Here is a 20,957-nt window from a genome sequence, read left to right as displayed (position 1 = left end):
CACAATGCAACCGTTCATCCAGGAGATTCCCCGAGCATCGGCGGCGCTGATTGCCGGCTTCGCCGAGCAAGAGACGGCTACAGTCTACGAGGCCAATGACAAGCAGGGGGCCATGATCCATACCATCCGGCCCCTCTATCCCGGCATCAAGCTCTGCGGCAGCGCCCTCACGGTGCGCTGCCAGGCGGCCGACAACCTCACCCTCCACGCGGCCATCGCCCTGGCCCAACCGGGCGACGTGATCGTGGCGGATGTGGGCGAGGCCCTGGAGGCCGGCCACTGGGGCGAGATCACCACGATAGCGGCCCAACAACGGGGCATCGCCGGCCTGGTCATCAACGGCGGCGTGCGGGACGTGGCCGCTATCCGGCATCGCGGCTTTCCCATCTTTTCGGCCAGTGTATCCATGAAGGCCACGGTCAAGGCCTCGCCCGGCCAGATCAACCATCCCATCATCTGTGGCGGCGTCCTGGTCCACCCCGGCGATATTGTGTTGGGCGATGACGACGGCGTGGTGGTGGTTCCTCGAGAACGGGCCGAAGCCGTCCTGGCGGACGCACGGGAGCGTACGGCCAGAGAGGCCGCCATCATGGAGCGCCTGCAGGCCGGGGAACTGACGGTGGACGTGCTGGGGTTCCGATCGATCTTACAAGACCACGGAATCCATCTGCCGTAGAGAGGACGACATCCCATCATGCAGGAACCGGCAGAGACACGGGTGCCGCTGCCCCTGTTGCAGCAATTTTGTCAGGAGATCTTGCAGGCAGTCGGCCTGCCGGCAGAGTCGGCGGCCATGGTGGCCGACTCGTTGGCCCAGTCCGACGCCAGCGGGCTCTTCAGCCACGGCGCCGTGCGCCTGCTGCCTGTCTATACCCGGCGCCTGCGGGCGGGCACCATGCGAACCCACCCCAACATCCAGGTCATCCGCCGACGGGGCAGCGTGGCCCTGATGGATGGCGATGCCGGCCCCGGGCAGGTGGTGGGCAGCCGGGCCATGCAGCTGGCCATGGGCATGGCCCGGGAGAACGGCGTGGGCGTGGTGGGGGTGCGCAACAGCTCCCACTTCGGCGCCGGCGCCTACTTCACCAGACAGGCCGTGGCCCAGGGGCTGATTGGCGTAGCCCTGAGCAACGCACCGGCCAACATGCCGCCCTGGGGCGGACGCACCCCCTATCTCGGGACCAACCCCCTGTCGGTCGGCATCCCCTGTGGTCAGGAAACGCCGGTGCTCCTGGACATGTCCACCAGCGTGGTGGCCCGGGGGAAGATCGTGATCGCAGCCAGAACAGGCAGCCCGATTCCTGAGGGCTGGGCCATCGACCGGGACGGCCACCCCACCCGGGATCCGGAAGCGGCGCTGGCCGGCGCGGTGCTGCCCATGGGCGGCTATAAGGGCTCGGGGCTGGCCCTGGTCATCGACGCCCTCTGTGGCGTGTTGACCGGCGCAGCCTTCGGCGTCCATATTGTCAACCTCTACGACGACGGCGACCAGGTCCAAAACCTGGGGCACTTCTTCATGGCCCTGGATGTGGAGGCCTTTATGCCCCTGGCCACCTTTCAGCAACGCATGGACCAATTCCTGCAGGAGATCCGGGCCCAGCCCCGCATGCCCGGCGTGGAGCGCATCTATACGCCGGGGGAAATCGAGGCAGAGCAGGCCCGCCGCCACGCCGAGCAAGGCATCCCCCTACCCGACCTGGCAGAATTGGACCGGCTGGCGGAAGAGCTGGGGGTCCAGAAACTATCTGAACGGCTCGTACAGCTGAAGTAAAGATGAAGGAGACATTTCATGAACTACGTGTTGCTCGGCCGCACCGGCGTCAAGGTGTCGGAACTCTGCTTTGGGACCATGTCCTTCGGTGCCACCGCCGACGAGGCAGAGTCGAAGCGGATGTTCCAGCGCTGTCTGGACGCGGGAATCAATTTTTTTGATTGCGCCAACGTCTACGCCGGCGGCCGCTCGGAGGAGATCCTGGGCGATCTGATCCAGGGGATCCGGGATGAACTGGTGATCACCTCCAAAGTCTTCGGCCGGGTGGGCAAGGATGTAAACGCCGGTGGCCTCTCCCGCCGCCACATCACCCGGGCCGTGGAAGATTCCCTGCGCCGCCTCAAGACCGACCGGCTGGACCTCTACTTCGTCCACCAGTTCGACCGCAACACCCCCATCGAGGAGGTGGTCCGGGCCCTGGATGACCTGGTCCAGGCCGGCAAGATCGTCTACCCGGCGGTGAGCAACTGGGCCGCCTGGCAGATCATGAAGGCCCTGGGCATCTCCTACCGGGAAGGGCTGGCCCGCTTTGAGTGCATCCAGCCCATGTACAACCTGGTGAAGCGGCAGGTGGAGGTGGAGATCCTGCCCCTGGCCCAGGAAGAGCAGCTGGGGGTGATCCCCTACAGCCCCCTGGGCGGCGGCCTGCTCACCGGCAAGTACACTACCAAAGAGCGCCCGGCCCAGGGACGCCTGGTGGAAAACGACATGTACATGAAGCGCTACGGCGTGGATTTCTACTACGAAGTGGCGGAGAAGTTCAGCGAGCACGCGCGGGCTCGGGGCGTTCACCCGGCTACCCTGGCCGTGGCCTGGGTCCTCCACCACCCGGCGGTGACCGCGCCCATCATCGGCGCCCGCAACGTGGAGCAGTTGGAAGCCTCCCTGGCCGCAGTGGAGGTGGAGATGACCGACGAATGGTGGCAGGAGATTTCGAACCTCTCCTACACGCCGCCCCCTGCCACCGACCGGTTGGAGGAACAGCGGCGGTAGCGGGGGCCGGGCAAGCCCCCGCTACCGCTCCAGGCTTCATCCCACCCGCCGGATGCGCCGCAGGGTACTCTCGCCGTTCTTCAGGTTCACAGTAAGCCCAATATTCATCCAGGCCAGGCCGGAGCGGGCCCCTTCAAACCCGTCCACCACGTAATCTGCCGTCGGATCCAGCCCACGCAGGTAAATGGGCGGGATGCGGGCCGGCTCCGGCATGTGGGTGCGGAAGGCAAAGAGGACGCCTTCAGCCCGATCTTTGCTCATGTACTGGGTGGCGGTGAAGGGGTGCCCCTGAGCCGGCAACAGGCGGTATTGGTCGCCCAGTTGCACCACCGGCCGGATCTCCTTGTAGAGGGCGATCATCTCTGCGCCCAGGCGAAGCTCCTCGGGGCTCCAGGCCAGCAGGTTGGCGCTGATGCCCAACGTGCCCATCATGCTGACGTGGAACCGAAAGGGCAGGGGCATGAGGGGATCGCCCATGTGGGTCACCTGGGCCTCCATGGTGATGGCGGGCATGAACTGGGAAAAACCCTCCTGAATTCCCAGACGAGCCGTCGCCTCGGTGTTGTCGCTCACCCAAAATTGATCGGCCACCCGCAGGAGGCCAAAGTCCACCCGGCCACCGCCCCCGGAACAGCTCTGCCAGAGCACGTGGGGATGGCGCTGGGCCAGGGTCTCCCACAGCCGATAGACCCCCTGGACGTAGCGCACCCACAGTTCACGGGGGTCGCCGGGCGCGTCGGCCCAGCCGGGCTCGCTCACGTTCCGGTTCATATCCCACTTGATGAAGGCGATGTTGTGGTTCCGCAGCAGAGCGTCCAGCTTCTCCAGCAAATACTCCTGGACGTCCGGTCGGGCCATGTTGAGGATGAGCTGATTGCGCATCTCCGTCCGCTGGCGGGTGGGGAAATGGATGACCCAATCCGGGTGCGCCCGGTAGAGCTCGCTGTCGGGGTTGACCATCTCGGGCTCAATCCAGAGGCCAAAGTCCATACCCAAATCGTTGACCCGCTGGATCAGGGGCTGAAGGCCCCGGGGAAATTTCTGCTGGTCCGGCCACCAGTCGCCCAGGCCGGCATGGTCCCTGTCCCGGCGATGAAACCAGCCATCGTCCATGACGAACAGCTCCACGCCCATCTGGGCAGCCCGCTCGGCCACGGCCACCTGGCTGGCCTCGTCCACGTCGAAGAAAACCGCCTCCCACGAGTTGTAGAGCACCGGATGAAGCCGCTTGCCGTGGGGCAGGTGGTCCCGCACGTAGTCGTGGAGGCGGCGGGAGGCGGCGCCGAAGCCGCCCGTGGTATAGCCGGCCAGGCTGGGCGGCGTGGTGAAGGTCTCGCCGGGGTTCAGGCGCCAGGCAAAGTCCCAGTCGTTGATGCCGATGCCCAGCCGGGTGGCGCCGGTCTCCGTCACCTCCGCGGCCATCTTCCAGTTGCCGCTCCAGGCCAGGACCCCAAACCAGACTTCTCCCTGGCCTTCGTCGGCGGCACCCCGATCCAGGGCGAACCAGGGGTTGGCGCTGTGGCTGGTGGTCAGCCGCCGGCTTTCTTTGACCTTGACCCCGGGCTGGAGCGGCTCCCGGCAGAGTTGCCACTCCTCAAACCACCGCCCCCACAGGTGCGACAGCCGATAGCCGCCACCCCAGGGCAGATGCCACAGGGCGGACCAGACCCGCTCCAGGGTGACGGGCGACTGGCCGCCGTTGGTCACTTCCGCCCAGCGTTCGATGAGATCGTGGGCCGGGTGAACCCGGTAGTAGAGGGCCACTTGAAGGGGATAGTAGACGTCCTGAAGGACGATGCGCAGGGTGTCCAGCCGGTCTGGCACCACCTGGCCGCCCTGGTACGACAGCACCGTGTCCCGGACGCCGTCGCTGAAGGTGGCCTTCAGGCAGGGCTCGGTGTATTTGACGCCGGCGTAGGCCGGGTACTCTTCCGCAGACAGGTGGGCCGGCCCGCTCCAGGAAGCGTAGGGGGCCACGTCCTGGGGCCGGGGATAGTCGCCCAGGTCCCGCAGCCGAACGCCCCAGTAGCTGTGCACCAGCAGGCCGCCCGGCGTGAGGCCGAAGGCATAGGCCGTCTGTTGGGTCTCCAGAATCCACAGGTTGTTGGCTTGATGAACAGGCATAGGCTGCTCCTCAGCAGGTTTGTTCATGGCGGTTCAAGGTGTAGGCGTGGGTAGAAGGGGGCTGCTACGGCCCGTCCTCCCGGATGAGGGTCAACCGGTGTCCGGGAAGGGGCTGCTCCAGCCAGGTGACAGCGCCATCTGGCCAGTGCACTTCCAGGGAAAGGGGATCGCTGCCCCGGGGCACGCCGAAGTGCACGCTGGCCGGGTCGCCGGACAGGTAGCCGCTGACGGCCCGGACGTCCCGCAGCAGGGGACCCTGCCCGGTGTGGAGGATGGCCTGGGCGCCGATGGCGTAGGGATTTCGGGAGCCGGGCCAGCGCAGCTCCACCACCAGTCCCTTGCCCTGGAGGCAGAGGCGGTTTTCGAAGAGCTGGGCGGGGCTGTTGAGGTTGTTGACCACGATATCCAGATCCCCGTCGTCGTCCAGGTCGGCCATGCTCATGCCCCGGCCGCTACGCCGCGAGTCCAGCCCCCAGCCAGGAGCAGGCAGGAAGCGTCCCCGGCCCTGGTTCTGCAAGGCCTGATTGGATTCCACCAGCTCGCCCTGGGGGAGGTAGGGGAAGAGGTCGGCGGCGATCATGCCGTTGACCACGTACAGATCCAGATGGCCGTCGTGGTCCAGGTCGCCGAATTTGGCGGACCAGCTCCAGCCGGTGGCGTCCACTTTGGATGGGTAGGCCCGATTGACGTATCGGTCCCCTGCTCGCACCAGCAGCACATTTTCTGAAACCTGGGGATCCCAGGGGCGCCGCTCCTGGGTTGCGGCCTCCATCAGGGGAAGCCACGGGGCCAGATCCCGGGGGTGGATGCTGTAGGGCTTCATATCTGTAGCGAAATATTCCGGGATCCCATCTCCGTCAATGTCTCCCCGGTCTATCCCCATGGTGCTGTGGGCGGTCTGCCGAAAGGGGGTGGCTTCGAGCCAGGTGGTGCCATCCCGCTGCAGCCAGATGCGGTCGGGCTCATCGAAGTCGTTGCCCACCCAGATGTCCGGCCGGCCGTCGTCGTCGAGGTCCCAGACGGCAATGGCCAGGGCCTGGGCGGCCTCGGCCAGTTGCTGCCCCTGCCATCTCCCATCCGCTTGCAGGTAGACCCAGACGCCTGCGCTGGCGCCAAAGAGGTAGTTGGCGCCGACTTCCTGCTGGCGGCCGGCATCGTAGGAGCCGGTCACCAGATCCAGGTCGCCGTCCCGATCCAGATCGGCCCAGGCCATGGCGTAGGCCGGCCGCTGGACGCCGGGCATGGGCGTGAGCTGGAAGTGGCGGTTGCCCTGGTTGCGAAAAAAGGCCGGTGCGGCCACCCCATGGGTCACCACCAGGTCCAGCCGGGTGTCGCCATCCACGTCCACCGCGGCCACGCCCCGGGCCCGGCGCAGCAGGGGTAGCTCCTGGCGCTCGAACTGGAGGTGGCCCCGGTTCCACAGGATCGCCAGGGGCCCGGCCAGATCTGCCAGCACAATGTCCAGGCGTCCGTCGCCGTCCAGGTCGTTGATGGCCAGGCCGCTGCCGTTGCTGTCGAAGAGGCGGGGGACAGCTTCACCGGCCCGGCTGGTGTGGGCCAGGTCGTGGGCCACGAAGGTGTCCTGGCAAGGCCCGGTCACCGCCAGGGGCGAGTCCTCGGCACGCACGGCGACTACCGGCCCGCCGACGGCGGGCCGGGCATGTCCGGCCTGGGGGGTGCGCAGGAGCGCGAGCAGGCTGCCCCCGGCCAACAGGGCCAGGAAGACCAGGAGGCCGGTCAGGCAGCGGGATAAACGCCGCGATGGGAAGCAAGGCATGGGTGCACCCGAAGTAACGCCACGAATTTCTGCCAGGGGACTTACGCCAGGCTGGACCAGGGTGAAGGGGCGACGGCATCTGCAGATGCCGTCGCCCCTTCGTTCCATCCCGTTCAGGTTCAGCCATTCACGCCGGGCCATTTTCGTGCCGATGGCTTGATGGCGATGGCAGCCGGCGCGTGCCGGGTTCGAGAGGCTACTGCTGGAACAGGGCGTTGATCTGGGCGTTGGCCTCGGGCAGGGCAGAGGCCGCGTCCACCTGGCCCAACAGGATGCTTTCCATCACCGGCGACATGATGGCCGTGATCTCCGAAGCGTGATCGGTGATGGGGAAGAGGAAGGTGCCACCGGGCTCCAGGGCCTGCTCGGTGAAGGCCGAGACATCCAGGCCCTTAGCCTGGAAGGCGGCGATGGCCTTATCCACCCCAGACTGCTGGGCAGGGAAGACCACACCGAACTCGCCCACCGTGTCCGCGCAATCCTTGGAGGCGGCATATTTCACCCACTGCCAGGCCTCGTTCACATGTTGGGTGCCGGTCCAGATGGAGTCGGCCAGGCCGTTGAACATGCTCTTGCGGCCTTCGGGGCCCTGGGGCAGACGGGCGAAGCCGAAGGGGAAGGTGGCGTTGTTGGCAAACTCGCCGATCATCCAGGAGCCATTGGCATGGAGGGCGCCCAGGCCGCTGTTGAAGGCTGCCGAGCCGCCCAGGCTGGTCACCTGTTGCAGGGGCATGATGTAGCCTTTCTGCATCATGTCGGCCAGCCATTGGATGGTGGCGATGAAGCGCGGGTCATCAAAGTTGTACTTGGTGGCGTACAGTTCGTCGATGTGGCGCCAGCCGGTGCTGGCCGCGAGCCAGCTCCACTCGGTCTGGCCGTAGGCTTCGCCCGCGCCGTTGATGATCAGACCATACTGCTTGACTCGGGAGGGGTCGAAGTCGGGGCTGAGCCCGTTGTTGCCATTTTCGTCCACGGTGAGTCGGGCAATCAGCTCACCGAAGGTGCCGCCGGATTCGGGATCCCAGGTGGCGTTGTTCAGCTCCTCCAGGGTCACGCCGGCCGCGTCCAGGGCTTCCTGGTTGTAGACGATGGCGATGGTGTCCCAGTCCTTGGGCAGGCCATAGCGCTTGCCATCCCGGGCCCACAGCTCGGCCAGGTCGCCGATGTAGACGCTCAGGTCCACGCCGTCAGCTTCCACAAAAGGCTGGATATCCACCAACTGCCCCTTGGCCGCGAACTCGGGGTACTTGGCCAGGTGATTGGTGAAGACGTCGGGCGCGGTGCCGGCCACCATGCCGGTCTGGAGGTTATTCCAGTAGTCGCCCCAGCCACTCTGGACCAGTTCGACCTTGATGTTGGGGTTGGCCTCCATGAAGTCATCGGCACACTGCTGGTAGGCGGGCAACTGGTTGGCGTCCCAGAGCCAGTAGGTGATGGTCACTACCTCGTCGCTGGTGGCTGCGCCGCCGGTGTCGGCGGACGGGGCGCTGGCGGTGCCCGGGGGCGAACCGCCACAGGCGCTCAAGATAAGGCTCAGCGCAAAGGTTAGCGCCATCCACAGGGAAATTCGTCGGTTCATGGTCTTTTCCTCCGAAGTCAAAACGAAACAATTGGACAAATCAATAGGCAATCACAAGTGAGTACGAGAAATGTGGATATCAACCCGGTGAATACGTGGCGAAGACGGACCTCCTTGCCTGGCATTCTGAACGTTGGGGGGCCTGACATGATTTATTTGAAGCCGGTAAACTGGATGGAATCCAGAATCCGCCGACCTAACAACACGAAGATGAGGAAGGTGGGAATGATGGCCAGAGTGGTGCCTGCCATCAGGCCCGTCCAGTCTGGCGCGCCCTGGGGCGTCTGGGAGCGGAAAATGCCCAGGGCCACGGTGAGAACCCGGACGCTCTCGTCGCTGCCGACAATCAGGGGCCAGAGGTAGCTGTTCCAGGTGTTGATCAGGGTCACGATGGCCAGGGTGGTCAGGGCCGGCACGGTGATGGGCACCACCACCCGCCAGAAGACCAGCCAGACGCTGGCGCCGTCGATGTAGGCGGCCTCCTCCACCTCCCGATTCACCCCCAGGAAAAACTGGCGCAGGAAGAAGACGGCAAAGGGGGTCATCAGAAAGGTGGGAGCCACGATACCGGCAAAGGTGTTCAGCCAGCCCAGCTGGCGCACCAGGATGAAATTGGGGATGGTGGTCACAATCGCCGGCACCATCAGGGCTGAAATGTAAAGGGTGAAGAGGCCATTTCGGAAGGGAAAGCGCAGGCGGGCAAAGGCATACGCAGCCATGGCACAGAAGGTGGTCTGGCCGACCACCACTAACCCGGAGACGATGATGGAATTGATCAGGGCCCGGGCGAAGTTGATGGCCTGGCCCGAGCCGCCCATGGCAATGGCCGTCTGTGGGTCGACCAGCCCCAGCACCCGCTGGAAATTGATCAGGGTGGTCTGGACAGGTAGCAGGGAGCCGGTATTCTGGAAGACGGCCCGGGGCGCGGTCAGCGCGGTGCGCAACACCCACCAGAAGGGGAAGAGGGTCACGAACAGCAGCAGCGCCATGGCCATCCAGGCCAGGATTTTTCCCCAGGGAAATTGTTGCTTCGGTCGATAGGCGCCGGTTACATTCGGGGCCATTGGTTCTCCGCCTTTCTTTGCCAAGCCTCTCTTTGCCAAACAGCAAGCCAACGGTTACAGATCGGATTCACCCGCCCGCAGGAGGCGCATCTGAATCAAACTGACCACAATCAGGATCAGGAAGAGCACAATTGAGATAGTAGTGGCATAGCCCATGTTGAAGCGGGAGAAGGCCTGCTCGTAGATGTACCAGTTCAGCACCTTGGTGGCGTTCACCGGCCCCCCTTTGGTAGTGATGGCAATGGTGTCGAAGATCTGGAAGGAGCCGATGACCGAGGTGACCAGCACGAAGACCAGGACAGGCCGCAGCAGGGGCACGGTGACCTTCCAAAACATCTGGCTTTCCGAGGCGCCGTCGATGCTGGCCGCTTCGTAGACCGATGGGGGGATGGATTGCAGGCCGGCAAAGATGAGCAGGGCCGTGTAGCCCACATATTGCCAGATGTTGATCATGGCAATGGAAGGCATGGCCCACTGGGGAAGCCCCAGGAAGGCCACGGCTGGCAGCCCCAGGCTCTTCAGGGCCACATTCAAGATGCCCAGGTTTGGATCCAGGATCCAGAGCCAGATGAGGCCCACCACCACCGGCGGCATGAGCCAGGGCAGGATGAGCAGCCCCTTGATGACCACCGAATCGGTCAGGCGATGCATCATGACCGCGATCACCATGGCCAGGACAGTCTGGAGGGGGATGTTCAACAGCACGTAGTAGATGGTCACGGTCAGGGCATTCCAGAATTCCCCGTCCTGCAAGAGGCGGGCATAATTGCCCAGGCCGATAAACTGGGCCGGCCGCAACAGGTCCCAATTGGTGAAGCTGATCCAGAGGCCGCGGACGGCCGGGACGGCAAAAAAGGTGATAAACCCGATCAGGCTGGGCAACACGAAGAGAAAAGCCGTCAGGCTTTCACGGCCCAACCGACGACGGGGACGTGCCACCCTGACACCTTCGATGCCTACACCGGACGCCAAACCCTGAGTCGACATAATTTCCTCCTTTATTCCCCTTCGGTCCGATCCGCATCTGATCTGCCCCCATGAAAGCCGGCTTCTGCCAGCCAACGGGCCACTTCCGCCGCCAGGCGCTGGGGAGACACCGGCTTGATCAGGTAGGCCGAGACGCCCGCCCGGTAGGCCTGGCTGCGCTCATCGATCGCGCTGCAGATGATGACAGGTGGCAGCCCGCCCGGCCGCTGCGCCCGGAGGGTCCCCAACCGCCGCCAGAGCTCGTCTCCAAAGGTCCCCGGCTCCAAAACGGCCACGTGCACCTCCTGGGTGCTCAGAACTTGCAACGCCTCGGGAAGGCGCTCCACTGGGATGACCCGGTAGGAACGGCCGAGCTCCCGCGTGTAGAGGTGGCGGGTGGGCCTGTCGGGTTCGAGCAATAACAGGGAAATCGCTGCTCCTGCCACGACGCTTCCATTTCGTAAAAATCCGACCGGATCCCCGGATACGGGTACGCCCCAGGTGGGGGACGACTGCCTGACAGACCCACTGATGCACCGCCTGGACGCCGTCGGGCGCGCGCCAGGGTCTGGCGAACTCCCCGGGGAGGGCCGTTTCGGTGGAGCTGGCAGGTCCGGCCAAATTGATCGCGAATCCAGTCGAGTACGCGTCGCCAGATTTTCCAGACGGAATTGACGTCAGACGATGCCAGGCTTGGATGGGTGATGTGGGCTGTTGCGTGTACCGCCAGTATAGACGGGGAGTCTGGAATCGGCGTGCACGATTAGAAACACAATACGGACAATTAGAAACAAAGGGTGGGGTTGGGGAGCCGGCCTCCCGGGCTGGACAGGGATTACCCCAGGACGCCGCTGGTCACCGGCCGGGAGGAGCCAGGGCAGTGCTGGCCCGGGAGGCCCGGTAGGCAGCCGGCGAGAGGCCGGTCTCTTTGCGAAAGACCCGGCTGAAGTAGGAGGAATCGTTGAAACCCACGGTGAAGGCGATCTCCGTTACAGTGAGATCGCTATGTTCCAGGAGTTCCCGCGCCCGGGCCACCCGGTATCCGTTGACGTAGTCCCAGAGCGCCATGCCCGTCTGCTGGCGGAAGACCCGGGAGACATAGGTGGGCGTCACCCCTACCGCCGCGGCGATCTCCTCCCGGGTAAAGGCGGTGGCATAGTTGCGGGCGACGAACTCCTGCACTTTGTCCACCAACTGATGGGAGAGACGTGGCTGTCGTTGGCGTGTGCCGGTCACAGGATCGGCTGTCCTCTCCTCTGGATGGGCCGGCCCGGCGTGGCGGGGCAGGGAGAGGTGACAGGTGGTTCCTCGCCCCGGTTCGCTCTCGATCCGGAACTCGCCCTGGTGCAGGGCCGCCAGATATTGCACCACCGCCAGCCCCAGGCCTGCCCCCTCCGGGCTGCCATCCGCCCGAGGCGGCAGTTCGCCTGCCCCATACAGCTCCCGCTGACGCACCAGGGCCAGGGTCTCTGGCGCCATGCCACAGCCAGTATCCTGGACCCACAGATGAACCCGGGTTTCTGAATAGTCGGCGCCGAGCACGATCTGCCCCCGCTCGGTGAAACGGGCGGCGTTGTCCAACAGGTTCATCAACATGGTCCGCAGGCGGATGGGATCGGCCAACAGGGTGGGCAGGGTAGCCGGCACCTGCAACCGCCAGCGCACCGTGCGGCCATCCCCCATCATCCGCCTGGCCGATTCAAAGACCTCTTTCAAGAAGGGCTGCAGAGCCACCTCTTCTGGATAGAGGCGCAGGGTGCCGGTCTCCGCCTGGGCCAACTCCAGCAGATCGTTCACCAGCCGCTGCAGGGCAGCGCCGCTCACTTCAATGTGGCGGAGGTCCCGCAGGAGTTCATCGGGCAATGGGACGCCATACAGGGTGGGATTGGCCAGAGCCGCCTGGCAATAGCCCAGGATCACGTTCAAAGGGGCGCGGAATTGTTGGCTGACCCGGGCCAACAGGCGGGAGCGGAGCAGGCTGGCCTGGACAGCCTCGGCCCGGGCCTGCAGGGCCTGGGCGTAGAGCTGGGCATTGCGCATCCCGATGCCCATCTCATCCGCCAGGGTCTGGAGCGCGTCCAGCTCCGCCTGGTTGCAGAGGCGGCGGACCTGGCTGTGAAGATCCAGCACGCCCAGGACCTGCCCCCCCACCCGAACGGGCAAGATAACCCGGGTCCGGGTGTGGGGCCAGCGGAGATCCGGTGGGTAGCGGGGGCTGGACCCGGTATCCGGAATGTAGATCAGCCGGTTGTTGAGCAGGGCATGGCCCAGGGGGCCAGAGGTGGCCAGCGGCACGGGGTCCGCCGTCTTCCCGGAGCGGGCCAGCAGGGTGAAGGTGCGGTCGGGGTGGGACCAGAGGTAAAAATCGGCCCGGTCAAACCCATAGCGGGAGCGAAATATCTGGGCCATGGCGGCCAGCAGTTCGTCCGGATCCAAAATGGAACCAAGCCGCTGGTTGATTTCCAGGCTGGTCTGCAACTGGAGCAGGCGCTGCTGTTCCTGCTGCCGGTTGACATCCACCAGCCGGCTGGGTAGGTCAGCAATGAAGACCAACTTCTCCACAGCCACCTGGGAGAGGTTGGCGGCCGTGACCAGCTCGAAGGAGTAGGGGAAATGGTGGGGCAATGGCTCCTGGAGCGCGGCCTGCCGGGCGAAGTCTGCCAGCCGATAGCCCAGGTCCTGGGGGCTGGTGGCGATGGTGGCATCCATGGTGCCGGCCTGGATGGCAGCCAGGGCCAGCGGGTCGCCGTTGATGCCGACGATGACCGTCTGGGTATCCAGGAGCCCCAGCTTCCGGCAGGCATCCCGGCCAGCCAGGGCCAGGGAGTCTGAGAGGCCGAAGATGGCCCGGATGGGGCGCTCCAGCCTGGAAGTCCATGCCGCGGCCTCTTCCAGCAACTGGTCCAGGGTCTCGTCATAGCGCCAACCGTCCCCCACATGGTAGCAGCGCAGGCCCGGGTACGCCCGGATCACCCCCAGGAAGCCCTCGATGCGCAGGGTGGCAGTCAGGGCGGGATCCGTGCGGCCGCCGACCATCAAAATCTGGCCCTCCTCGCCGATCCGGCCCACCAGGTACTCGGCGGCCATGACGGCGGCCCGGCCCAGACCATGGACACTCACCAGCAAGGGGTGCCGCAGGGAGGTGTCCTCTGAGCAAATGAGGGGCAGCCCGCTCTCCAGGATGGCCCGCATGAGGGATTCGGGCAGCACGTGGCTGATCAGGGCCTGGATCTCCTGGGCCTTCAATTCTTCCAAAAAATGGAGGCAGGCCTCACTCGTGGCGCCCCGGGCTGGCACCTGGATGGGAATCAACGAAAGGCCGAGGGCGTCGGCCCGCTGGCCCACCGCCTCCCGGACCTGGACCCAAAAGGGGTCGCCTGGTTCGATGGCGAATCCAATGCGCAGGAAAGTGTGGTTCATGGCGTTAACCATAGCCAATCGGCGGCGTGTCGTCAAGGTGGCTTTTACCAGCCCCAAGGATATGGTTCACAATTATCGGAGTCACGGACAGGGCAAGCCTTGTCCCTACATCCTGCACCGGCGATCTTGAACCATCCCCAGATTCAATTTCCGCTTGATCCGCGCCCGTGCATGGTGTACAATAGGAGGCGAACGTTCGCCTAGCCCGGACGTTCACCCCGTTCAAGTTCGCCTGCTCAACACGCATCGTTCCGATACCGTCTGACATACCCAAATTTGTCCATAGCGCCCCGGTCCCTTCACCAGCCGTGCCGACCGGGGCTCGCCAGGGGATCTTCAGTTGCCATGAAACGCGTGACCCTGAAGGACGTCGCCCGGGAGGCCGGCGTCAGCTATCAAACCGTGTCCAAGGTACTCAACGGCAAAGGCTCGGTGACAGAAGCCACCGCGGCCCGCATCTGGGCCGCGGTCAACCGGCTGGGCTATCGCCCCTACGTGACGGCCCGCAACCTGCGCAAACGGGCCAGCTTTCTCATCGGCTACTCCTGGAAGCCCATGCCGCCGGACCAGGTGAACCCCATCCTGGACAAGTTTCTCACCAGCACCGTGGAGGCCGCCGAGGAGGCCGGCTACCACCTGCTCCTCTTCCCCCTGCGCCGGGAAGATCAGGAGGCCGTGGCCCAGTACCGGGAGCTCATTGTGACCGGCCGGGTGGATGGCTTCATCCTTTCCTCCACCAACTACGACGATCCCCGCATCCGCCTGCTGCTGGATTCCCGCTTCCCCTTCGTGGCCTTCGGCCGCACCAATCCAGACTGGGACTTTCCCTATGTGGATGTGGACGGCCGGGCCGGCACCTGCATGGCCACCCGCCACCTGTTGGAGCAGGGCCACCGCCGCATCGCGCTCCTGGCCTGGCCGGACCATTCCCGGGCCGGCACAGCCCGTTTCAACGGCTATCTGCAGGCCATGGCCGAGGCGGGCATCCCCATCTGCGACGAATGGATCCGCCGGGGAGAGGGGCACTTTAACACCGGCTACCAACACACCCGGGAACTGCTGGCCCTGCCCGCCGACCGGCGTCCCACCGCCGTGGTTGCCGTAGATGACCAGCAGGCCATCGGGGCCATGCGCGCGGCCCAGGAAGCCGGGCTGGCCGTGGGCCCGGACTTTGGGGTGACCGGCTTCGATGATACACCCGGCGTCCAATTGCTCAGCCCTCCGCTCACCTCGGTGCGCCAGCCCATCTGGGAAGTGGGCCAGCGCATCGTCCAACTCCTGGTGGCCATCCTTCGGGGGGAAGAACCGGCCGAGCGGCACATTCTGCTCCAGCCAGAACTGATCGTGCGCCAGTCTAGCCTGCGCCATGGAACATGGTCGTAAATCCCGGCAGAAATTCGCCGATGGTTTCCACCAGAGGGAGCGCTCCCAGAGGGCACCCGGAATTTCTGCCGTGGTATTGACGCCAGACTGTAGTAGGTGAATGACCCTTGTATCACACCCCTTCAACAGAAAGGAGCCTGGACCATGTTGAAATTCGGAAAGCGCTCGGGAGTTTGTAACTTCTGGGCCATGATGAGCCTGCTATTGGCCGTGCTGTTGGTAGCTGCCGCCTGCGTTCCGGCTGGAGGGCCTGCCCCCCAGGGCGGCCAGGCGGGAAGCGCCTCAGAAGCCGGGGCAGCCCAGGGGCCCAGGACCACGGTACGCATCGGCAGCTGGGACAGCGGCGAAGCGCTGGAGCCCTTCAACAATGCCATCGCCGCCTACGAATCCGCCAACCCCAATGTGGACATCCAGCTGGAGGCGGTGCCCCAGGAATATGGCACCAAGCTGCTGGCCCAACTGGCCGCCGGCACCGCGCCCGACATCTTCCAGGTGGGCGACGGGGATGTGGCCAAGTTCGTGGCCCGAGATGTGGTGGAACCCCTGGAACCCTACATCAACGGCAACAACCCCCTGGACATGGACGTCTTCTTCCCCAACGTGGCCCAGTTCGGCATCGTAAACGGCCAGGTCTACTACCTGACCAAGGATTACAGCCCTCTGGTGCTCTACTACAACAAGGACCTGTTCGACGAAGCGGGACTGGACTATCCCACCACGGCGTGGACCTGGGATGATCTGCTGACCGCGGCCCAGGCCCTCACCGTGCGGGACGACAGCGGCCAGGTGACCCGTTGGGGCATTCAGCTCCCGGACACCTGGGGCGACCTTTACTGGCTGCGGGGCATCCTGCCCATCATCTACCAGGGAGGCGGCTCGGTCATCAGCGAGGATGGCACCACCGTCCAGGGGCACATCAACAGTCCGGAAACAGTGGCGGCCCTGGAATGGTATGTGGCCCTGTTCAAGGAGCATGGCGTGGCCCCGGACAACGCCGACCTGGAAGCCCTGGCCGGCGTGGACCTGTTCCAGAACGGCATGGTGGCCATGGTGTGGACGGGTCGCTGGCCCCTCAAAGATTACCTGGCCAACGAGTCCCTGAACTTCGGCGTCTCCGGCCTGCCCACCGGCCCCGCCGGCAAAGCCAATGTCCTCTGCTGGGCCGGCTTCGCCCTGAACAAGGCCAGCGAGAACAAGGAAACCGCCTGGGACTTCCTCAAGTACATCGCCGCGGGTGACGGCGCCAAGGAATTCGCCAACTACGCCTTCACCGCCGTGCGGGCCATCGCCGAAAGCCAACACCTGGACACCGACGAGTACAACGCCCCCATCATCGCCGACCTGGAGAATGTGCGCCCCCTGCCGGAATTCACCAACCCGCGCTTCCAGGAATGTGTGGAGACCCCCTTCAAGGAGCAACTGGAACGGGTCTTCCTGGAGGACATTAGCGTGCAGGAGGCCATGGATGCGGTCGCCGCCTCGGCGGAAGCCTGCCTGGCCGCAGAGTAACGTGTGACAGGATGCAGGGTGAAGCTGTTTTCTGGCTTCACCCTGCATCCTGCGCCCTGTCCAAGTTCAATGGAGGTATAACCCATGGTAACTGCCGCCACAGCCGCGCCAGAGAGGCCGCGCCGTCGCAGCCGTCGGGCGCGGCGGGAGGCCCTCATCTTCTACCTGTGCGTGGCGCCCTGGGTAATTGGCTTTGTGGCCTTCACCCTGGGCCCCATGGTGGCTTCCCTCTACCTCAGCTTCACCCGCTGGGACATGCTCAGCGCGCCAGAGTGGGTGGGCCTGCGAAACTACATCAAGATCTTCACCGATGACCCCAACTTCTATCAGTCCCTCAAGGTGACCACCATCTTCACCCTCTTCAGCATCCCCCTGCGGATGATCACCGCCCTGTTCCTGGCCATCCTGCTCAACGAGGCCACCTGGGGGGTGGATTTCTTCCGCACGGTCTTCTATCTGCCGGCGGTGGTGGCCAGCGTGGCTGCCGCCGTCCTCTGGACCTGGATCTTGAACCCGCGCTTTGGCCCGGTGAACGGTGCCCTGGGGCTACTGGGCATCCAGGGGCCCCGCTGGTTCAGCGACCCCAACTACGCCCTCTGGGGGCTAATCATCATGAGCGTCTGGAACGTGGGCGGCGAGATGCTCATCTTCCTGGCCGGCCTGAAGGGCATTCCTCGCTCCCTCTACGAGGCCGCGGAGATCGACGGCGCCGGGCGCCTGGCCCGCTTCTTCCGCATCACCCTGCCCATGCTCAGCGCCACCACCTTCTTCAACTTTGTGATGTCCGTCATCGGCGCCTTTCAATCCTTCGATGCCGCCTTTGTCATCTCCACAGCCCGGGCCGGCACCCTGGGCGGCCCGGCCAAGTCCACCCTGCTCTACATGCTCAACGTCTACAACGAGGCCTTCAACATCGCCAACATGGGCTATGCCACCGCCCTGGCCTGGATCCTGTTCGCCATCATCTTTGTGCTGACCCTGGCCATCGTGCGCTCGTCCAGCCTCTGGGTCTACTACGAGTCGGAAAGGAGGTAGCCATGGCCACGTCGACCACCACCCTCTCCCGGACCGGGGCCGGCCGCCTGCCCTGGTGGCAGTCTCGTCGTTTTCAGATGTGGATCCACCATGGGGTCGTCTACTTGCTGCTGGCTGTGCTGAGTCTCCTCTTCATCTTTCCCTTCTTTTGGATGGTGACCTCGGCCCTCAAGCCCGAACATCAGATCTTCATCTGGCCGCCCCAGTGGCTGCCGGATCCCATTCGCTGGGAGAACTTTCGGGAGGCCCTGGGCAATCCCCTCCTGCCTTTCGACCGCTTCTTCATCAACACCATGATCCTGGAAGTGGGGATGATCAGCGGACGGCTCCTTTCCTGCGTGCTGGTGGCGTACGGCTTTGCCCGGCTCCAGGCCCCGGGTAAGGACTTTCTCTTCACCGTGTTGCTGGCCTCGTTGATGCTCCCCAGCGCAGTGATCTTGATTCCCCGCTTCATCCTGTTCAGCGAGCTGGGCTGGATCAACACCTACTTGCCCCTGATCGTCCCTGCCTGGTTTGGCGAGGCCTACGCCATCTTCCTCATGCGCCAGTTTTTCATGACCATCCCCCGGGAGCTGGAAGAGGCAGCCCTGATCGACGGCGCCAACACCCTGCAAATCATCGGCCGGATCATCGTGCCCCTGAGCCTGCCGGTGCTGGCGGTGATCACCATTCTGAGTTTCAAGGACATCTGGAACATGTTCATGGATCCCCTGCTCTACCTCAACGAATCCACTAAATACACCATTGCGGTGGGGCTGGCCTACTTCAATGGCCAGTTCAACGTGCAGATGAACCTGCTGATGGCCGCCTCAGTGGTGACGGTGCTGCCGGTGATCCTGGTCTTTTTCGTGGCCCAACGGGCCTTCGTGGAAGGAATTGCCATGACGGGCCTGAAGGGCTGACCCCATGGGCCGTGTCTCCCTTTCCCTTGCCCTGGTTTCGGCAGCCGGGCTGGCCTACGAGATCGCCCTGACCCGGCTCTTTTCCTTTCTCTTTCAGTACCACTATGCCTTCCTGGCCGTCTCCCTGGCCGTGTTGGGCATTGGCTTGGGTGCAGCCGTTGGCTACGGAGTGATGGCCAGGTCCACGCCTGTGTCGCCGACGGGGGTCCTGCTGGGCCTTTCCTTGAGCCTTTTCCTGGTGGCTGGCCTCCTGTTGGCCTGGCCCTGGGCCGGATCGGTATGGCCCCTGGCCCTGGTGGGCCTGGTGCCCTTCACCGGCGCCGGCCTTTTCCTGGCTTTGGTATTCAGCCGCTACTCTGGCCAAAGCGGCCGCCTGTATGGCGCAGACCTGGCCGGCGCGGCCCTGGGGCTGGCCGGGGCCCTGACCCTGCTCCAATGGAGCGGCCCAGAGGGGCTTCTCTTCCTGCTGGGGGCGGTTCTGGCCGTAGCCGCCCTGCTGTTTCCCCGTCCGCCGGGTATGCATCCTGCCCCATGGTCTCTGCCCCTGGCAGCGGCGATATTGGCCGTGGCAGGGGTGGCCGTGGGCTTGGCCCATGTCACCCGGGGTGGGCCAGCCCTGGATCCGGCCCGCCTGGTGGACGCCCCCCGGGACAAGACCCTGGTGACCGTGCTGCAAGATGAGCGCCTGGACGCCCAGGTGGTGTACACCGCCTGGAGCCCCTTCGCCCGGGTCGATGTGGTGGAACAGCGGGATCCGGACATCAAGTTCGTCTTCACCGATGGCGGTGCGGGCAGCGCCATGATCCGTTTTGACGGCCACCTGGAAGCCGTGGCGTTTCTGCAGGAAGAGCCCGCCTTCATCCCCTTTGCCGTGGTCCCCCCGGGCCACACCCTGGTGGTGGGTGCAGGCGCGGGCAAGGACATCCTGATGGCCCTGCTGGCAGGGGCGACCTCCATCACGGCGCTGGAGGTGAACCCGGCCGTGGTCACGGCCACCCGTCACTTCGCTGCGTTCAACGGCCACATCCTGGATCATCCCGATGTTTCGCTGGTGGTGGGGGACGCCCGCACTTTTGTCCAGCGCAGCCGGCAAGCCTTTGACCTGATTTACCTGAATTTGGTCTACACCCAGGCTGCGGACCCGGCCGGCCAGGCCCTGGTGGAAAACTATGTGTTCACCCGGCAGGCCTTTCAGACCTATCTGGAGCGGCTGACGCCAGGCGGTTACCTGGCTGTGGTCTCCCACAACGCGCTGGAAGGCAGCCGCGCGGCCCTCACTGCGCTGGCCGCCCTGGACAGGATGGGCGTGCCCCCTGACCGGGGCCTGGATCACCTGGCCCTGTGGATGGTTCCGGCAGCGGATCCGACCCTGCGCACCAGTGTGCTACTGGTGGGTAAGGAGCCCCTGTCGCCGGCTGCCCTGGCCACCTTGACAGACGAAGCCCGGCAGCGGCAGATGCAGCCCCTCTTTGCACCCGGTATTTATGAAGTGGCCTTCGCCTCCCTTCGCCAGGGCATGGGGCTGGACCAGTTCATCCAGGCGGATGCACCCTATGACCTGGGGTCCACAGTAGACGATCGGCCCTTTTTCTTCAAATTGGAGCCCGGTCTGCCCCCGCCCATCCGCCAGCTTCTGGGGGTCGCCGGGGGATTGGCCTGCACCTTCCTGCTTGCTGGGCTCTGGCTGCTCCAGCGGAGTGGGCGTGGTGTGGCTTCTTTGACCAGTGCCGCGCTGCTCGGTGCCGGCTTCATGCTGGTGGAGATCCCCTTGATCCAGCGCTTTCAGCTGCTGTTGGGTCAGCCGATCCTCTCCCTGGCCGTGGTGTTGGGTACGCTGCTGTTGGCCGGTGGCCTGGGCAGCGGACTCAGCCAGCGTTGGCACGCGGGCCGGCTGCGGGCCGGGATGGTGGCCGCGGCCCTGGGATGTGTGGCCGGCGGGCTGCTGGCCGCAGGGCTGTTGCCCGATCTGGTTCAGGCTGTCTTGCATGGGCCGCTGGCCCTCCGGCTGGGGGTGGTCATCCTCTTCACCGCTCCCCTGGGCCTGGCCATGGGCATCCCCTTTCCCAGCCTGCTGCGACTGGTCGGCCAGGGGGCCAGGAAGGACGCCGCCCACGTGGCCCTGTTGTGGGGGGTCAACGGCGCCTTTTCGGTCGTAGGTTCGGCGGTGGCGGTAGCCCTGGCCATGACGTGGGGATTTGGCAGTGCACTGGCCGCCGGCGCCGGGCTCTATGCAGCCCTGGCCCTGCTAGCCTGGCGGGGCCTGAAATCCCTGACCTGACTCCAGATGCTTTCCCGGGCAAAATCTGGTATCCTGATTTTCGCCATGCGGGGTGTATAGATGACTCTACTGCACAAAGGTCAAATGAGGACGCTGACCCACGCAGATGAACGCTGATTCGGGGTACTCTCCCCCGCGTTTCTTTGCACCTTTGCG

At 64.9% G+C, this 20,957-nt stretch carries 15 protein-coding genes and 1 pseudogene; 9 read left to right on the top strand and 7 right to left on the bottom strand.

What is annotated here, in order from left to right; genetic code table 11:
• Window positions 1–4 precede the first annotated feature (4 nt).
• From FKZ61_RS16715 to FKZ61_RS16705, 4 genes and pseudogenes are all read left to right on the top strand, one after another.
• On the top strand, window positions 5–676 hold the full coding sequence (locus FKZ61_RS16715; RefSeq protein WP_141611270.1) for a 4-carboxy-4-hydroxy-2-oxoadipate aldolase/oxaloacetate decarboxylase: 672 nt from the start codon (window positions 5–7) through the stop codon (window positions 674–676).
• Window positions 677–694: 18 nt separating this feature from the next.
• A complete protein-coding gene (locus FKZ61_RS16710; RefSeq protein WP_141611269.1) occupies window positions 695–1,771 on the top strand; it encodes an Ldh family oxidoreductase in 1,077 nt (358 codons plus the stop codon).
• A gap of 2 nt (window positions 1,772–1,773) precedes the next feature.
• Window positions 1,774–1,842, top strand: a pseudogene (locus FKZ61_RS24490) (hypothetical protein); the annotation flags it as partial.
• Entirely contained in the window at window positions 1,826–2,764 is a 939-nt protein-coding gene (locus FKZ61_RS16705) for an aldo/keto reductase (protein ID WP_407659942.1), read from the top strand. The pseudogene FKZ61_RS24490 and the gene FKZ61_RS16705, both read left to right, overlap by 17 nt.
• Before the next feature lie 36 nt (window positions 2,765–2,800).
• On the opposite strand, the gene FKZ61_RS16700 is transcribed toward FKZ61_RS16705, so the two are convergent.
• The 7 genes from FKZ61_RS16700 to FKZ61_RS16670 all read right to left on the bottom strand — a co-directional run bounded on the left by FKZ61_RS16700 (window position 2,801) and on the right by FKZ61_RS16670 (window position 13,694).
• Window positions 2,801–4,888 (bottom strand): alpha-galactosidase, encoded by a 2,088-nt coding sequence (locus tag FKZ61_RS16700; protein WP_170199859.1) that lies wholly within the window; start codon window positions 4,886–4,888, stop codon window positions 2,801–2,803.
• 64 nt (window positions 4,889–4,952) lie between these two features.
• Window positions 4,953–6,665: a CRTAC1 family protein gene (locus FKZ61_RS16695; RefSeq protein WP_170199857.1), complete on the bottom strand. Its 1,713-nt coding sequence runs from the start codon at window positions 6,663–6,665 to the stop codon at window positions 4,953–4,955.
• Between the two features lie 196 nt (window positions 6,666–6,861).
• Entirely contained in the window at window positions 6,862–8,244 is a 1,383-nt protein-coding gene (locus tag FKZ61_RS16690) for an ABC transporter substrate-binding protein (RefSeq protein WP_141611265.1), read from the bottom strand.
• A gap of 152 nt (window positions 8,245–8,396) precedes the next feature.
• On the bottom strand, window positions 8,397–9,308 hold the full coding sequence (locus FKZ61_RS16685) for a carbohydrate ABC transporter permease (RefSeq protein WP_141611264.1): 912 nt from the start codon (window positions 9,306–9,308) through the stop codon (window positions 8,397–8,399).
• A gap of 54 nt (window positions 9,309–9,362) precedes the next feature.
• Window positions 9,363–10,247, bottom strand: coding sequence for a carbohydrate ABC transporter permease (locus tag FKZ61_RS16680; RefSeq protein ID WP_211358599.1), 885 nt, complete (start codon window positions 10,245–10,247; stop codon window positions 9,363–9,365).
• A 59-nt stretch (window positions 10,248–10,306) separates the two neighbouring features.
• On the bottom strand, window positions 10,307–10,720 hold the full coding sequence (locus tag FKZ61_RS16675; protein ID WP_141611262.1) for a response regulator: 414 nt from the start codon (window positions 10,718–10,720) through the stop codon (window positions 10,307–10,309).
• Between the two features lie 409 nt (window positions 10,721–11,129).
• Window positions 11,130–13,694 (bottom strand): helix-turn-helix domain-containing protein, encoded by a 2,565-nt coding sequence (locus tag FKZ61_RS16670; protein WP_170199855.1) that lies wholly within the window; start codon window positions 13,692–13,694, stop codon window positions 11,130–11,132.
• A gap of 345 nt (window positions 13,695–14,039) precedes the next feature.
• Here FKZ61_RS16670 and FKZ61_RS16665 point away from each other — a divergent pair, with 345 nt between their 5' ends.
• The 5 genes from FKZ61_RS16665 to FKZ61_RS16645 all read left to right on the top strand — a co-directional run bounded on the left by FKZ61_RS16665 (window position 14,040) and on the right by FKZ61_RS16645 (window position 20,801).
• The gene (locus tag FKZ61_RS16665; RefSeq protein ID WP_141611260.1) at window positions 14,040–15,077 is read left to right on the top strand and encodes a LacI family DNA-binding transcriptional regulator; all 1,038 of its coding nucleotides are present in this window, start codon (window positions 14,040–14,042) and stop codon (window positions 15,075–15,077) included.
• 144 nt (window positions 15,078–15,221) lie between these two features.
• Window positions 15,222–16,586 carry an ABC transporter substrate-binding protein gene (locus tag FKZ61_RS16660; RefSeq protein WP_141611259.1) on the top strand — a complete coding sequence of 455 codons (1,365 nt, stop codon included), beginning with the start codon at window positions 15,222–15,224 and terminating at the stop codon, window positions 16,584–16,586.
• Window positions 16,587–16,670: 84 nt separating this feature from the next.
• Entirely contained in the window at window positions 16,671–17,621 is a 951-nt protein-coding gene (locus tag FKZ61_RS16655) for a carbohydrate ABC transporter permease (protein ID WP_141611258.1), read from the top strand.
• 2 nt (window positions 17,622–17,623) lie between these two features.
• On the top strand, window positions 17,624–18,523 hold the full coding sequence (locus FKZ61_RS16650) for a carbohydrate ABC transporter permease (RefSeq protein ID WP_141611257.1): 900 nt from the start codon (window positions 17,624–17,626) through the stop codon (window positions 18,521–18,523).
• Between the two features lie 4 nt (window positions 18,524–18,527).
• Entirely contained in the window at window positions 18,528–20,801 is a 2,274-nt protein-coding gene (locus FKZ61_RS16645; RefSeq protein ID WP_141611256.1) for a polyamine aminopropyltransferase, read from the top strand.
• Window positions 20,802–20,957 lie beyond the last annotated feature (156 nt).

It is taken from the genome of Litorilinea aerophila (genome assembly GCF_006569185.2).
In the GTDB taxonomy this organism is placed as follows: Bacteria; Chloroflexota; Anaerolineae; order Caldilineales; family Caldilineaceae; genus Litorilinea; species Litorilinea aerophila.
This window is presented reverse-complemented; position numbering and strand designations above follow the sequence as displayed.

Bases quoted from the DNA above. Each gene is read 5' to 3' on its own strand.
- FKZ61_RS16715 (WP_141611270.1), top strand. From the start codon at position 5: ATGCAACCGTTCATCCAGGAGATTCCCCGAGCATCGGCGGCGCTGATT.
- FKZ61_RS16710 (WP_141611269.1), top strand. From the start codon at position 695: ATGCAGGAACCGGCAGAGACACGGGTGCCGCTGCCCCTGTTGCAGCAA.
- FKZ61_RS16700 (WP_170199859.1), bottom strand. From the start codon at position 4,888: ATGCCTGTTCATCAAGCCAACAACCTGTGGATTCTGGAGACCCAACAG.
- FKZ61_RS16695 (WP_170199857.1), bottom strand. From the start codon at position 6,665: ATGCCTTGCTTCCCATCGCGGCGTTTATCCCGCTGCCTGACCGGCCTC.
- FKZ61_RS16690 (WP_141611265.1), bottom strand. From the start codon at position 8,244: ATGAACCGACGAATTTCCCTGTGGATGGCGCTAACCTTTGCGCTGAGC.
- FKZ61_RS16685 (WP_141611264.1), bottom strand. From the start codon at position 9,308: ATGGCCCCGAATGTAACCGGCGCCTATCGACCGAAGCAACAATTTCCC.
- FKZ61_RS16670 (WP_170199855.1), bottom strand. From the start codon at position 13,694: ATGAACCACACTTTCCTGCGCATTGGATTCGCCATCGAACCAGGCGAC.
- FKZ61_RS16665 (WP_141611260.1), top strand. From the start codon at position 14,040: ATGAAACGCGTGACCCTGAAGGACGTCGCCCGGGAGGCCGGCGTCAGC.
- FKZ61_RS16660 (WP_141611259.1), top strand. From the start codon at position 15,222: ATGTTGAAATTCGGAAAGCGCTCGGGAGTTTGTAACTTCTGGGCCATG.
- FKZ61_RS16655 (WP_141611258.1), top strand. From the start codon at position 16,671: ATGGTAACTGCCGCCACAGCCGCGCCAGAGAGGCCGCGCCGTCGCAGC.
- FKZ61_RS16650 (WP_141611257.1), top strand. From the start codon at position 17,624: ATGGCCACGTCGACCACCACCCTCTCCCGGACCGGGGCCGGCCGCCTG.
- FKZ61_RS16645 (WP_141611256.1), top strand. From the start codon at position 18,528: ATGGGCCGTGTCTCCCTTTCCCTTGCCCTGGTTTCGGCAGCCGGGCTG.